Origin of the sequence: Paracoccus sp. NBH48, from assembly GCF_015390265.1 — a bacterium.
Classification (GTDB): domain Bacteria; phylum Pseudomonadota; class Alphaproteobacteria; order Rhodobacterales; family Rhodobacteraceae; genus Paracoccus; species Paracoccus marcusii.
The window spans coordinates 81,831-95,713 of sequence record NZ_VUOJ01000001.1 but is presented as its reverse complement, the minus strand read 5'-3'; the positions used below and the strand labels follow the sequence as shown (position 1 = coordinate 95,713).

Sequence of the window (13,883 nt, the reverse complement as noted above, 5' to 3'; positions counted from 1 at the left end):
TTATCCTTGAAGGGCGGCGTGAAGCGCGTCGATTTCCTCGGACGCGCCGAAGAACAGCGGGGTGAAGTCATGCGGCCCGCGCGGCACGCGGTCCAGGATCGGGCCATGCCCGTCGGTCGCGCGGCCCCCGGCCTGTTCGATCAGAAAGGCGATGGGCACGCATTCATAGATCAGCCGCAGCCGGCCGTCGCCGTATCCGGGCCGCGCATCGGCGGGGTACAGGAACGCGCCGCCCTTCAGCAGGATGCGGTGCAATTCGCCCACGGCAGCGGCCAGCCAGCGCATGTTGAAATCGCGCCCGCGCAGCCCGTCGCGCCCCGCGCGCAGATCGCGCGCCCAGGCCTGAAGGCCCGGCGCCCAGTGGCGTTCGTTCGACGCGTTATAGGCGATGGTCGAGGCCTGGGGCTTCAGCCGCAGGTTCTGGCGGCTGACGCGGAAGGCATGGGCCTCGGCGTCCCAGGTCGCGACATGGACGCCCGCGCCGGTGGACCAGCCGAAATCGACCGAATGACCGAAGGAGGCATAGCCCGCCGCCACCACCGCCCGGCCCGTCCGCTGAAATCCCTGCGGATCGGCGGGCAGGATGCTGAACAGCATCCCCAGGGGCGCGCCGATGCCGATGCTGCCCGATCCGTCGATCGGGTCGATCGCCACGTCGAAGGCGCCGCCTTCGTTGAGCAGAATGATGTCCAAGGCCTCCTCGGACAGGACCTGCTGCACGCCCGCCGCGCGCAGGGCGGCGATCATGTGGTCGTGGGCCGCGACGTCCAGCGCCTTCTGCCGGTCGCCGCTGTCATTGGTGCCGACGATGGCCTCGGGGTCGCCATGCAGGCGCCCCGCCGCCAGCCGCGCGGCCAGGGGCGGAAGCGCGCGCGCGATGGCCGCCACGATGGCCGCAGCGCCCTCGCGCGCCAGCACGTCGTCCAGCAGCGGCCCCGTCGCGGGCCCGTCCGTCGGCAGCCGCAGCATCACCGCCCTGCGTACTTGGCGCCGACCGCGTCGATGGCGTCGACATTGCCCGCCGACTTGCCGTTGCGGTCGAAGTTCCGGGTCTGCGCCAGCCATGCGTCGGCGATGGTCTTGGCGACCTCTGCCCCGATGACGCGGGCGCCCATGGTGATAATCTGCGCGTCGTTCGACAGGGCGGCGCGTTCGGCCGAATAGGTGTCATGCGTCAGGGCGGCGCGGATGCCCGGCACCTTGTTGGCCGCGATGCAGACGCCGATGCCCGTGCCGCAGACCAGGATGGCGCGGTCATAGGTGCCGTCCATGACCTGGCTGGCCACCCGGTCCGACAGGTTGGCATAGAAGGCGTCGGGGCCTTCGTCGGTGCGGCTGATCTCGGCCACGTCGAAGCGGTCTTTCAGGTGGTCGGCCAGAACCTTGGCCAGACCTTCGCCCGCGCTGTCCCCTGCGATTGCCAGTTTCATGCGTCATCTCCGATGGTTGCGGCGCAGCGCGCCAGGATGTCCAGATAGCCGTTCACGTCCCAGGCCGACCGCCCGATGAACAGCCCGTCGATATGCGGGCATGCGATCAGTTCCGCGCAGTTGCCCGGATTGACCGACCCGCCGTAAAGGCAGGGCACAGGGCGGCCCAGCACGTCCTGCGCGACCGCGATGATCTCGGCCTGCCGCGCGTCGGCGTAATCCGAGGTCGCGGGGATGCCGTTCGCGCCGATCGCCCAAACCGGCTCATAGGCCAGCAGGATCGTGGCGTCGGACCCGGCCACGGGTTCCAGCGCGGCGCGGACCTGCGTCTCCAGCACCTGCGTGGCGCGGCCAGCCTCGCGCTCGGCCAGGGTCTCGCCGATGCAGATCAGCGGGATCAGGCCGTGGCGGACGGCAGCGGCGGTCTTCAGGCCCACGGTCCTGTCCGTCTCTCCGAAATGCTCGCGGCGTTCGCTGTGGCCCAGCTCCACGATGTCCAGCCCGCAATCGGTCAGCATCACGGGGCTGATCTCTCCGGTCCAGGCGCCTGCGTCGTCCCAGTGCATGTTCTGCGCGCCGACCTTGACGTCGGTCTCCGACAGCGCCTCGGCCACCTGACGGCAGGCGGTGAAGGGCGGGATGACGAAACGCTGGATGCCCGCGGGCGCGGGGGTGCCGCGCAACCCTTGGGCAAAGGTCATCGCCTCGGCCAGGGTCTTGTTCATCTTCCAGCTGGTGCCGATCCAGAATGGGGTCATGCGGGGTCCTTTGCGATGGTCAGCGCGATGCCCGCCCGGTCGATCGCGGCGCGATCCTCGGGCGCGGGGGGCGCGTCGGTGATGATGGCATCGAATTCGGTCAGGTCGGCCAGCGCATGCAGCGCGCTGCGCCCGAACCGCGCGTGGTTGACCAGCAGCACGCTGCGTTCCGCCGCGTGCATCATCGCGCGCTTGGCCCGGACCGCGTTGTCGTCCATGTGGAACGCCCGCAGCCCCGCCACCGCGGGGGTCGAGATGAAGGCCAGGTCCGCATGCAGCCCGGCCAGCGCGCTTTCCGTGACCATGCCGAAAAAGCCGTTGAACTTGGCGCTGTAGATGCCGCCAAGCGCGATCAGCGTGACGCGCGGCGCATCCTTCAGCCGCTCGATCACGGCGGCGTTGTTGGTGATCACCGACAGGGGCGCGCATTCCGTCAGGCTGGCGCCCAGCAGCGCCGCCATCGAGCCGTCATTGACCATCACGGTCATCCCCGGCTCAATCAGGGCGCGGGCGGCATGGGCCATGCGGATCTTGGCCTCTCCGTCCTGCAGGGCGCGGATGCGGAAATCGCTCTCGAACTGGGTGCCGGCCTCGATGGTGGCGCCGCCGCGAACCTTGCGCAACAGGCCCGCCTGTTCCAGGTCGTCCAGGTCGCGATGGATGGTCATCTTGCTGACTGCGAAACGGGCCGCCAGATCGTCCAGGTCCACGGCGCGTGCCGCGACCAGCAGATCCATGATCGCCTGTCTGCGTTCCTCGCGTTTCACCCAAACCCTCCCCTGGTCGCCGGTTTCATAACATGATCCGCGCACATAACAACACCGACTTTGTGACTTTGTGATTTTTTGTTGTGATGATGGCAGCGGCGGGTTATGGAGGTCGCGACAGGAGGACCGCCATGCCCTTAGACACCCCCAAAGACCCCGCCATCGCCGCCAAGGCCGATCTGGACCCGCAGAACTTCGCCCTGGCGAACTGCATCCGCGCGCTGACCATCGATGCCGTGAACGCCGCCAACAGCGGCCATCCCGGCGCCCCGATGGGCATGGCCGATGCCGCCACCGTGCTGTTCCGCAACCACCTGAAGTTCGATGCGGCCAATCCCGACTGGCCCGATCGCGACCGCTTCGTGCTGTCGAACGGGCACGCGTCCATGCTGCTCTACAGCCTGCTGCACCTGACCGGGTACCAGGACATGACGCTGGATCAGATCAGGAATTTCCGCCAATGGGGCGCGATCACCGCCGGCCATCCGGAATACGGCCATGCCAAGGGCGTCGAGACCACGACCGGCCCCCTGGGCCAGGGCCTGGCCACCGCCGTCGGCATGGCGCTGGCGGAACGAGCGCTGGCCGGAGAGTTCGGCGAGGACCTGGTCGATCACCGCACCTGGGTCATGCTGGGCGACGGCTGCCTGCAGGAGGGCATCGGCCAGGAGGCGATCAGCCTGGCGGGCCATCTGGGCCTGGGCAAGCTGATCGTGCTCTATGACGACAACAGCATCACCATCGACGGCCCGACCTCGGTCAGCTTCTCCGAGGACATCCCGGCACGGTTCAAGGCCTGCGGCTGGCATGTCCAGAGCTGCGACGGCCATGACGGGCCCGCCTTGGATGCCGCGATGGAGGCCGCCAAGGCGGAGACGGGCAAGCCCTCGCTGATCGCGATGAAGACGATCATCGGCTTCGGCTCTCCCAACCGCGCGGGCAGCTATTCCGTGCATGGATCGCCTTTGGGCAAGGATGAGGGCGCGTTGACCCGCGAGGCCCTGGGCTGGAGCCACGACGCCTTCGTGATCCCCGACGATCTGGGGGCCGAATGGCGCGAAATCGGCGCGCGCGGCGCTGCCGACCGCGAGGCCTGGGAGGCCCGTCTGGCGGCATCCCCCAAGGGCGCGGCCCTGACGCAGCGTCTGTCGGGCGATCTGCCCGAGGGCTATGACGCGGCCGTCATCGCCGCCCGCGACGCCCTGTTCGCCGCGCCCAAGAAAGCCGCGACCCGCAAGGCCAGCCAGATGGCGCTGGAGGCGCTGACCCCGGCCGTGCCCGCGATGATTGGCGGATCGGCCGACCTGACCGGATCGAACCTGACCCGCGTCAAGGCCGTCGACACGCAGTACACGCGTGAGACGCCCGGCCGCTACATCGGCTATGGCGTGCGCGAGTTCGGCATGGCCGCCGCGATGAACGGACTGAACCTGCATGGCGGCGTGATCGCCTATGGCGGCACGTTCCTGGTGTTTTCCGACTATGCCCGCAACGCGATCCGCCTGTCGGCGCTGATGGGGGTCGGCACGATCTATGTCATGACCCATGACAGCATCGGCCTGGGCGAGGACGGCCCGACCCACCAGCCGGTGGAACATCTGGCGTCCCTGCGTGCCATCCCCGGCCTGACCGTCCTGCGCCCCGCCGATACGGTCGAGACGCTGGAGGCCTGGGACATCGCGATCCGCAACCGCAACGTGCCGTCGCTGCTGGCCCTGTCCCGCCAGGACGTCCCGCAGCTGCGCACGGAGGCCGGGTCCGAGAACCTGACTGCCAAGGGCGCCTATGTGATCCGCCAGTTCGGCGAGGGCCGCGACGTGACCCTGATCGCCACAGGAACCGAAGTCGCCATCGCCGTGGAGGCCGCCGAGGCACTGGCTGCCGAAGGCATGGCCGTGGCGGTCGTGTCGATGCCCAGCTGGGAGCTGTTCGAGGCGCAGGACGCGGATTACCGCGCACAGGTGCTTGGCACCGCACCCCGCATCGCGGTCGAGGCCGCGGGCAAGTTCGGCTGGACCCGCTATGTCGCGACCGAGGACGACGTGATCGGCATGACCGGCTTCGGCGCATCGGCCCCGATCGACCGGCTGTACCAGGAGTTCGGCATCACCCCCGAGGCCATCATCGCCCGCGCCCGCCTGGTGACAGGCCACTGATCCAAAGGCCAAGGCCGCAAGCGGCCTTTCCACGATGCTCCCCACGCGCGCAAAGCGCGCGCGGGGCCCAGCGGCAGCGACCGGGTCGGGGTTTCCCCGACCCGTCCCCGTTTGGGTCACCCCGCCATCAGCGCGCGCGCCGTCGCCTCGTCGGTGATTAGCCCGGACAGGCGCCCGCTGTTCAGCACCGCGCGGATGGCTGCGACCTTTTCCGCGCCTCCGGCGATGACCACGATACGCTGATCCTGCCCCCGGTTCAGGTCCACCGACAGCGTCCGCGCGCTCAGCGTCGTGTCCAGCACGCGACCCGTGGCATCGAAGAAATACCCCATCATCTCTCCGACGCCCCCCGCGGCGTTGATCTCGGCGATCTCGCGCGCCTCGATCATGCCGGATGCGACCAGCTGCGCCCCCGCATCCGCCGTGCCCATGCCCACGAAGGTGAGCGTGGCGCTGTTCGACAGATCGAAGATGTCGCGCACGCCGGGCTGGGACAGCAGCACGGCCCGGTCGCCTTCGGAATTGGCAAAGAACGGCACCGGCATCACGAAGGCCTGCGCCCCTGTCTTTTCCGCCAGCGTATGCATCACGTCATGCGGGTTCGCCGCATAATTGCGCGTCAGCCCGCCCAAGACCGCGACGAACCGCACCGCGCGCGCGTCAAAGCGCGGCATCTGCCGAACCGCCGCCGCCAGCGTCCGGCCATGCCCCAGCCCGATGACCCTGTGTTCGCCCCGCTCGATCTCGCGGCGCAGGAAGCCCGCGCCTGCCAGGCCCAGGGCGCGCAGGGGCATGCCGTCCTCGCCCAGGTCGGGGGCAACCTCGCAGTGGTCCAGCCCATAGCGCGCGCACAGCTGATCCTCCAGCATGGCGCATTCGACGATCTCTCCGTCGATGGTGACCTTGACCACGCCCTCGGCCACGGCGCGGGCGATCAGGCGGTGCGCCTTGACGCCGGGCAGGCCCAGCCGCTTGGCGACGGCCGCCTGCGTCAGCCCGCCCGCGTAATGCAGCCAGGCCGCCCGGATCGCCAGGCTCTGCTCCGGATCGACCGGTCCCCGCCGGGCCATCAGGCGGCGGCCCGCATCAAGGCGTCCAGATCGTCGACCGATAGCGGCGCCGGGTTGGCCCTCATCGACGACGACGCGGCCGCCGCCTGCGCCGCGGCCTTGCGCGCCGCCGCGTCGATCCCCAGCGCGTCCAGCCCCGGCAGGCCCGCCGTACGGGACCAGTCGGCCAGCAGCGCTGCGGCCTCGGCGACCGAGGCATCGGCCCGCCCGAACGCCGCCCCGATCCAGGCGCCCACCTGGTCCAGCCGGGCCGCCAGCGCGCGGTCCGTGACCGCCCGGCGGTTTGCCACCAGCACATGCGGCAGCAGCGTGCCGCAGATTGCGCCATGCGCCGCCCCGGTCAGCCCGCCCAAGGGGCCGGCCAGCCCATGCACCGCCCCCAGCCCAGCATTGGCCAGCGCCAGGCCGCCGCACAGGCTGACCCAGGCCATCTCGTCGCGCGCCTGGCGGTCTTCGGCCTGCATCAGGCGGATCAGCGCCGCCAGCCCACGCGGGATCGCATCGCGGCACAGCGCGTCGGTCAGCGGATTGGCGCGGGTGCAGACATAGGGCTCGATCACCTGCGTGACGGCATCCAGCCCCGAGGCCAGCGTCACCCCGCGCGGACAGCCGTCCGTCAGGGCCGGGTCCACGATGGCCAGCGCCGGCAGCATCCGCGCATCGCGCAGGCTGACCTTGCGGCGCGCCTCGGGCACGCCGATCACGGCGTTGCGCGTCACCTCGGCCCCGGTGCCGGCGGTGGTGGGGATGGCCACGAAGGGCAACGGGGGATGGTCCAGCGGCAGACCCTGCCCCACCACCTCCAGATGATCCAGCATCGGCCGCGTGGCGGGGATCAGCGCCGCAATGGCTTTGCCCGCATCGATCACCGCACCGCCGCCCATCGCGACAACCGCCTGCATGGCCGCCCCCGCCACAACGCCCGCCTCGATCAGCGCCATGTCCGGCTCATGCGGCACCGCGAAAGTCGCCATCGAACAGCCTGCCGCCGACAGATCGCGCGCCAGGGCGGCGCTGCGGCCCGGATCTCGGCCGTGGACCAGCAAGACCCGTCGCCCCAAGGCCGCGACCCGCCCGGCGGCCATCGCCGCCTGCCCCCGGCCGAACAGGATCTCGGTGGCGGTGGCAAAGGCAAAGGGCTGGGGCATGGGGCGTCCTGTCGATGATGGGTCAGATATTCAGCTTATCCGCCCCGGTGTCGATATGCGGCGCCCAGAATGCGACACTTTCGGCGATCTGGGCGATGACCTGCCGGTCGTTCGGGTCGCGTTCCTTGAAGGACAGCTCCAGGCAGATCTCGTTGTCGACCGCGCCGCCCTGGGCCAGCGCCTCCAGCAGGGATTCCGGCTGGACGCGACCCTTGGCGTTGAATTCGGCGGTGAAGGGGCGGTGGCCGCCCTTGTCCATCAGGGACTGCTTGATGTGGATGATCGGGCTGACGCGCGGCACGGCGCGGGCCCAGGCATAGGGATCCAGATCGTCCGGATCGGGGCTGGTGACGTCGCCGTGGTCGATATCGGCCATCATCCACATCGGCACCGCCATGTCGGCCGCGCTCAGCCGGTCCTGCAGCGCCAGGGCGGCCGGGATCGTTTCTCCGAATTCGCGGCCCACGCTCATCGGCTCCCAGAAGACGTAATCCAGCCCCGCGGCCCGCGCATGGTCCGCGACCTCGGCCCAGCAGTCGATGGCGATGCGGATCAGGTCCTCACGCTTTTGGGGGTCGTCGTAATCGCGATAGGTGAAGATCGCGAATTGCGTGCCCACAGATCGACCGCCCAGATCGGCGGTGATGTCCGCGAAGGACTTGAACCAATCGACATAGTATCGCCGCACATCCGCATCGGGATGGCCGAAATGGTTCAGCCGACCATAGGGGCCGGTCATGCCGCTGGTGACGCGCACCCCGGTCCGGTCCAGCGCCGCGCGCATCTGCCGGGTGAGGCGGCGGATCACCGGCGCGGGCCAGGAGGGATTGATGAACTCATGCGTCAGCTGCAGGTCGCGGATGCGCAGATCCCGCGCGACCGTGTCGATCAGGTCGTCCGGATCGGCAAAGCGGTTGACCAGCGGGTTGGTGTTCAGCGACAGGGTCAGCATCACGCGATCTCCGGCGCCAGGGTGTCGTCGAACCACGCGGCAAAGGCCGCCTGCTGGTCCTTGGTCAGGTGCAGATAATGCTTGGTGCGCCGGGTCAGGATGTCCTCGGGGCTGCGCGCCCATTCCTTGGCGACCAGGTACCGCGCCTCGGCCTCGTAAAGCTGTCCACCGAAATGGCGTCCCAGGCCCGACAGAGTCATGGCGCCCGCCACGACATCCTTGGTCCGCGCGCCGTAAAGGCGACCGTAATGCTGGACCAGCGCACGCGCATCCAGGGGTGCAGTTCGCGCTGCAGGTTGGCAAAGCTTTCGTAATCGGCATTGGCGATCTCGCCGCCCGGCAGGGTCGCGGTCTCGGTCCAGTCGGGGCCCATCTGCGGGAACACCTCGGTCAGGCGGTGCATGCCGCGTTCGGCCAGTTCGCGGAAGGTGGTGATCTTGCCGCCGAAGACGTTCAGCAGCGGCGCGCCTCCGGTCTGGTCCAGGTCGAACACATAGTCCCGCGTGACCGCCGACGGGTTGCCCTGCCCGTCGTCGAACAGCGGGCGCACGCCCGAAAAGCTGTGGATCACGTCGGACCGGCGCAGCTTTTCCTTGAAATAGCGGTTCACGGCGGCCAGCAGATAGTCGATCTCGGATTCGTCGGCGGTGACGTCCTCGGCCCGGCCGTCATAGGCGATGTCGGTCGTGCCGATCAGCGCCATGTCGCCCTCGTAGGGGTTGATGAAAATCACGCGCTTGTCGTGGTTCTGCACCAGATAGGCGTTGGTCCCCGCCCACCATTTCGGCACGATGATGTGGCTGCCCTTGACCAGGCGCACGTTGCGGGCCGAATTCGACCCCGCCACGCGGGTGATGAAGTCGCTGACCCAGGGACCGGCGCAGTTGACCAGGCAGCGGGCGCGGAACTGCCGTTCCTCTCCGGTGACGGTGTCGCGGGTGGTCACGGACCAGGCGTCGCCCTCGCGGCGTGCCGACACACAGGCGGTGCGGGTCAGGACGGTCGCGCCGCGCTCCGCCGCATCGACCGCGTTCAGCACCACCAGCCGCGCGTCGTCGACCCAGCAGTCGCTGTATTCGAACCCCTTGTGGTACTTGTCCAGCAGCGGCGCGCCCTCGGGATCGCGGCGCAGGTCCAGCGTGCGCGTGCCCGGCAATTTCTTCCGCCCGCCCAGGTTGTCATAGAGGAACAGCCCCAGCCGGACCAACCAGGCGGGCCGGTCGTCGGGGCTGTGCGGCAGCACGAAGCGCATCGGCCAGATGATGTGCGGGGCCGCGGCCAGCAGCACCTCTCGTTCGATCAGCGCCTCGCGGACCAGGCGGAACTCGTAATATTCCAGATAGCGCAGCCCACCATGGACCAGCTTGCCCGACCGCGACGAGGTGCCCTGCGCCAGATCGTCCTTTTCGCACAGCACGACCGACAGGCCCCGCCCCGCGGCATCGCGCGCGACGCCTGCGCCATTGATGCCGCCGCCGATCACGAACAGATCGATCATCTCGTGGCCTTGGGTCATCCTACTCTCCTGTCGTGGTGCGGGCCCGCGCCATGGCTGCCCAGACGGGCGGCAGGGCAGCGCGGGTCGCGGCAAAGGCGGGGAACAGCCGCGCATAGGTCGCGGCCAGATGGGGATCGGGGGCCTCGGGGGCGCGCAGCAGGGGCGTGACCCATTCGGCGATGCAGGCGTCCATGTCGCGATAGGCGCCGATGGCCACGGCGGCCATCATCGCGGCCCCCGCGGCCCCGGCCTCGTCGCGGTCGGACACGCGGACGGGCGCGTCCAGCGCGGCCGACAGGATGCGCCGCAGGGCGGGCGACCGCGCCGCCCCACCGGTCAGGCGCAGTTCGGACGGAAGCGGCCCCATCGCGGCGTAACAGTCGCGCATGGCCAGGCCCAGACCTTCGGCCACGGCGCGCACCAGATCGGGATAGCGATGGCCCGCCGACAGGCCGGTGAACCCGGCCCGCGCCGCCGCATCGACGAAGGGCCCGCGTTCCCCGGCATCCGAGATATAGGGGTGGTACAGGATCTGCCCCGGCGCGGCTTGGCCCAGCCAGCCGTCCAGCCGCGCGACAAGGTCGCGATGCGTCACCGGCTGGCCCATGTCCGACAGGATGCCCGCCGCCAGGCCCAGTACCCAATCCAGGTTCAGCGTCGCCGCCATGTTGGTCTGGACCTGCGTGACCACGCCCGGCACCGGCAGGCAGATGACATAGCCCGTGCCCTGATCGTTCAGATGCACCCGGTCGGCGGTCACGGCGCGCAGATGCACCCCGGTCGAGCCGACCGTCGAACAGGCCACGTCGCCCGCCCCACCCAGCACGCCCGCGCCCAGCGCGGTCATCACCATGTCGACATAGCCCAGGCTGACCGGCGTGCCTGCCAGCAGGCCCGTCGCCGCAGCGGCATCCGCGGTTAGCGGATGGGTCACCTGCGTGCCGTCGATGATCGGCGGCAGCAGGCCGCGCCGATGCGTCAGGCCCAGCGCGTCGATGACCGTGTCATCATAGGCTCGGGTGCGGAAGTTGCCGAAGGTGAAGCTGGCCTCGGACGGGTCTGTCGCCCGCACGCCGGTCAGGTTCAGATACAGCCAGTCCTTGCAGTGCAGCGCGACCCGCGCCCGGTCCAGCAGGTCCGGGTGATGGGCGTCCATATGGGCCATCTGCGCGCCCTGCTGGCAGGTGTTCAGGCCGGTGCCCGTCGCCTCGAACCGGGCGCGGTCCTGGCCCAACCGGCCGACGGTCGGTGCGGCGCGCGCGTCCAGCCACAGCCAGGCATCGCCCACCGGGCCGTCGTCTCCGACCAGCCAGGTGCCGTCGCCTTGCCCCGTCACGGACAGCGCCGCGGTCCGCCCCGCCAGGTTCGGGATATGATCGGCCAGCCCGCGCAGCGCGGCGGCGCAATCATCCCAGGTGCGGGCCATGTCCTGCGTCGCTGCGCCCTGCGCCCCGGTCGTATAGCGATTCGGCACCGCCGCCGCGCCCAGCTGACGCCCGGAAAGATCGAACCCCACGGCCTTGATGACCGAGGTCCCGGCATCGATTCCGATCAGCACGTCGCGCTGCTTGTCCGTCATGATGCCTCCATCCCTTGGCCCCGGTTTATATCACGATGATCGCACAGGGAACGTATTTTTTTACGGACACGGCAATTTATTTCATCTAAGCTGGTCCTGTTCGCGTCCTAAAGGATGCGCGGAATCGCCGCAATCACAGGCCCGCGCCACGCGAATCGACCGGAGGGGAGGCCGGACCGCATGATGACTTTCGCCAGCACAGGCTTGCGCCCCGCATGCCCTCGCGCCCTGGATGCGGCCCGTGCGGCGACCGCCGCAGAGCAGGCCCCGATGCGCATCCTCTCCGCGAGGTCGATCACGTGAAGTTATCATCAACCATGAGATGTGCGCCCGCCCGCCCCGTGTTCCAGCCAGAGGCAGACCGATGACCGACAGCACCACCGCCCCCCGGGCCCCCGCCGCCAGCCGTCGCGGCCTGATCCTGTCCGTGGCCCTGGGCCTGGCCGTCCTGGCCGCCATCGCGCTGGATACCACCGTGGTGCAGGTCGGCTCCGAGGCGGATGCCCGCCAGCAGGCGTTTTCGCCCGACACCTATGGCACACAGGAATTCCCGCGCATCCGCGACGCGGTGATCGAACGCGCCGTGCCCGCCACCGACCTGGCCGCGGCCATCGCCGCCGATCAGGACGCGGCCATCGCCCAATACGGCACGCCCGCATCGACCGGCGCCATCATGATGGTCACCGTGACCGGCACCGCCGGAGAGCCGCGGGCCGGGGTCTACCCGCTGACCATCGAGGGCCTGCCCGAGGATCTGCGCGTCCGCGTGCAGACCGGCCCCGCGATCAACGGCACCGACCTGCGCGACGCGCCGGGCGACATCGCCTTCGGCGCCTTCAAGAACCAGATCGAATACCAGGACGCGGGATCGGGCATCAACCGCGCCATGGCGGCCGAGGTGCTGGCCCCCATCGACACCACCGCCCTGGCGGGCAAGCAGGTGACGGTGACCGGGGCGTTCCGGCTGATCAACCCGTCGAACTGGCTGATCACCCCCGTCGCGCTGGAGGTCCAATGAGCGCCCAGGTCGTCCTTGCCGCCCGCAACGTGGCCAAGTCCTATGGCCAGGTCCACGCGCTGAAGGGCGTGAACTTCGACATCCATCGCGGCCAGGTCACCACCCTGTTCGGAGAGAACGGCGCGGGCAAATCCACGCTGATGAAGATTCTGTCGGGCGTGATCCAGCCCACATCGGGCCAGATCGTGCTGGACGGCCAGCCGGTGGCCTTTGCCAATGCCAATGACGCGCGCGACCGGGGGATTTCTATCATTCACCAGGAGCTGTCGCTGGCCCCGAACCTGTCGGTGCGCGACAACATCTTCATGGGCCGCGAGATCATGGGCCCCTTGGGCGTCGACTACGCCGAGGAGGACCGCCAGACCCGCGCCCTGATGGAGGAGCTGGAGGAGCAGATCGACCCCGCGACCCTGGTCGAGGACCTGCGCCTGGGCCAGCAGCAGATCGTCGAGATCGCCCGCGCACTGTCGGTGGACAGCCGCATCCTGATCATGGACGAACCGACCAGCGCGCTGTCCGCCAGCGAGGTCGAGGTGCTGTTCAAGGTCATTCGCGACCTGACCGCGCGGGGCGTCAGCATCGTCTATATCTCTCACCACCTGGAGGAGGCGCTGACCATCACCGACCATGCGGTGGTGCTGCGCGACGGGGTGATGACCGCCTATGCGCCGCGCGCCCAGATCGACCTGGAATGGATCGTGCGCAACATGGTCGGCGAGAATTACGACCTGGGATCGCCCCCGGACAGCACCATGGGCAAGGTCGCCCTGTCGATCCGCGACCTGTCGGTCCCGGACGCCACCGGCCAGGACCTTGTGCGCGGGCTGAACCTGGACGTGCGCGCCGGAGAGATCGTCTGCATCTATGGCCTGATGGGCGCGGGCCGCACCGAACTGCTTGAGACCATCGCGGGGCGGCTGCGCGCCACCGGCGGCCAGATCGTGCTGGAAGGGCACGAGATCAGCCAGCTCTCCATCGGCGAACGCATCGCCCGCGGCCTGGCCCTGGTCCCCGAGGACCGCCAGCGCGACGGCCTGGTCCAGACCATGAGCGTCGGCCAGAACCTGTCGCTGGCCTCCATCGCGCGCTTCACGCGGGGGCTGTTCACCAGCACCCGCGCCGAACGGGACCTGATCGACGACAGCATCCGCCGCGTGACCGTCAAGACGGCGGGCGGGGCCGCCCCCATCGGGTCGCTCTCGGGCGGCAACCAGCAGAAGGTCGTGATCGGCAAGATGCTGGCCACCCGGCCCCGCGCCATCCTGCTGGACGAGCCGTCGCGCGGCATCGACATCGGCGCCAAGGCCGAGGTGTTCCGCCTGCTGGCGGAGGGGGCGCGGTCCGGGCTGGCGGTGGTCTATTCCACCTCCGAGGTCAGCGAATGCCTGTCCATCGCCCACCGCATCATCGTCATGCACAAGGGCCGCATCACGGCCGAATTCGACAGCACCGTGTCCAAGGACCGGATCATGGCCGCCTCGGGCGAAGCCCATGCAGCCTGAGGGAA

General features: G+C 69.5%; 11 protein-coding genes and 1 pseudogene. 3 read left to right on the top strand and 9 right to left on the bottom strand.

Annotation, left to right across the window (positions count from 1 at the left end; all coding sequences use genetic code 11):
- From F1642_RS00485 to F1642_RS00470, 4 genes are read right to left on the bottom strand one after another with little or no spacing between them, the layout of a single operon-like run.
- Positions 1-969, bottom strand: a complete 969-nt coding sequence (locus F1642_RS00485) for a class 1 fructose-1,6-bisphosphatase (RefSeq protein ID WP_194885185.1) — start codon at positions 967-969, stop codon at positions 1-3.
- On the bottom strand, positions 969-1,430 hold the full coding sequence (locus tag F1642_RS00480; protein WP_139598899.1) for an RpiB/LacA/LacB family sugar-phosphate isomerase: 462 nt from the start codon (positions 1,428-1,430) through the stop codon (positions 969-971). Before F1642_RS00480 ends, F1642_RS00485 begins: the two co-directional genes overlap by 1 nt.
- Complete coding sequence (locus F1642_RS00475; RefSeq protein WP_194885184.1) at positions 1,427-2,188, bottom strand: triose-phosphate isomerase; 762 nt, start codon at positions 2,186-2,188, stop codon at positions 1,427-1,429. The genes F1642_RS00480 and F1642_RS00475 overlap by 4 nt, the downstream gene beginning before the upstream one ends.
- Positions 2,185-2,955, bottom strand: a complete 771-nt coding sequence (locus tag F1642_RS00470) for a DeoR/GlpR family DNA-binding transcription regulator (protein WP_045982702.1) — start codon at positions 2,953-2,955, stop codon at positions 2,185-2,187. The genes F1642_RS00475 and F1642_RS00470 overlap by 4 nt, the downstream gene beginning before the upstream one ends.
- A gap of 131 nt (positions 2,956-3,086) precedes the next feature.
- Between F1642_RS00470 and tkt the strand changes: the two genes are divergently transcribed.
- Entirely contained in the window at positions 3,087-5,111 is a 2,025-nt protein-coding gene (tkt, locus tag F1642_RS00465; RefSeq protein ID WP_194885183.1) for a transketolase, read from the top strand.
- Between the two features lie 116 nt (positions 5,112-5,227).
- On the opposite strand, the gene F1642_RS00460 is transcribed toward tkt, so the two are convergent.
- The 5 genes and pseudogenes from F1642_RS00460 to F1642_RS00440 all read right to left on the bottom strand — a co-directional run bounded on the left by F1642_RS00460 (position 5,228) and on the right by F1642_RS00440 (position 11,358).
- Entirely contained in the window at positions 5,228-6,181 is a 954-nt protein-coding gene (locus F1642_RS00460; RefSeq protein WP_194885182.1) for a sugar-binding transcriptional regulator, read from the bottom strand.
- Entirely contained in the window at positions 6,181-7,329 is a 1,149-nt protein-coding gene (locus F1642_RS00455) for an iron-containing alcohol dehydrogenase (protein WP_194885181.1), read from the bottom strand. The genes F1642_RS00460 and F1642_RS00455 overlap by 1 nt, the downstream gene beginning before the upstream one ends.
- A 22-nt stretch (positions 7,330-7,351) precedes the next feature.
- On the bottom strand, positions 7,352-8,284 hold the full coding sequence (locus F1642_RS00450; protein WP_194885180.1) for a TIM barrel protein: 933 nt from the start codon (positions 8,282-8,284) through the stop codon (positions 7,352-7,354).
- Positions 8,281-9,797: pseudogene (locus F1642_RS00445) on the bottom strand (glycerol-3-phosphate dehydrogenase). The gene F1642_RS00450 and the pseudogene F1642_RS00445 overlap by 4 nt, the downstream one beginning before the upstream one ends.
- 1 nt (position 9,798) lies before the next feature.
- Positions 9,799-11,358, bottom strand: coding sequence for an FGGY-family carbohydrate kinase (locus tag F1642_RS00440; RefSeq protein WP_194885179.1), 1,560 nt, complete (start codon positions 11,356-11,358; stop codon positions 9,799-9,801).
- Between the two features lie 364 nt (positions 11,359-11,722).
- Between F1642_RS00440 and F1642_RS00435 the strand changes: the two genes are divergently transcribed.
- Positions 11,723-12,376, top strand: coding sequence for a DUF2291 family protein (locus tag F1642_RS00435; RefSeq protein WP_194885178.1), 654 nt, complete (start codon positions 11,723-11,725; stop codon positions 12,374-12,376).
- On the top strand, positions 12,373-13,878 hold the full coding sequence (locus tag F1642_RS00430) for a sugar ABC transporter ATP-binding protein (protein ID WP_194885177.1): 1,506 nt from the start codon (positions 12,373-12,375) through the stop codon (positions 13,876-13,878). Before F1642_RS00435 ends, F1642_RS00430 begins: the two co-directional genes overlap by 4 nt.
- The last annotated feature ends 5 nt before the right edge of the window (positions 13,879-13,883 follow it).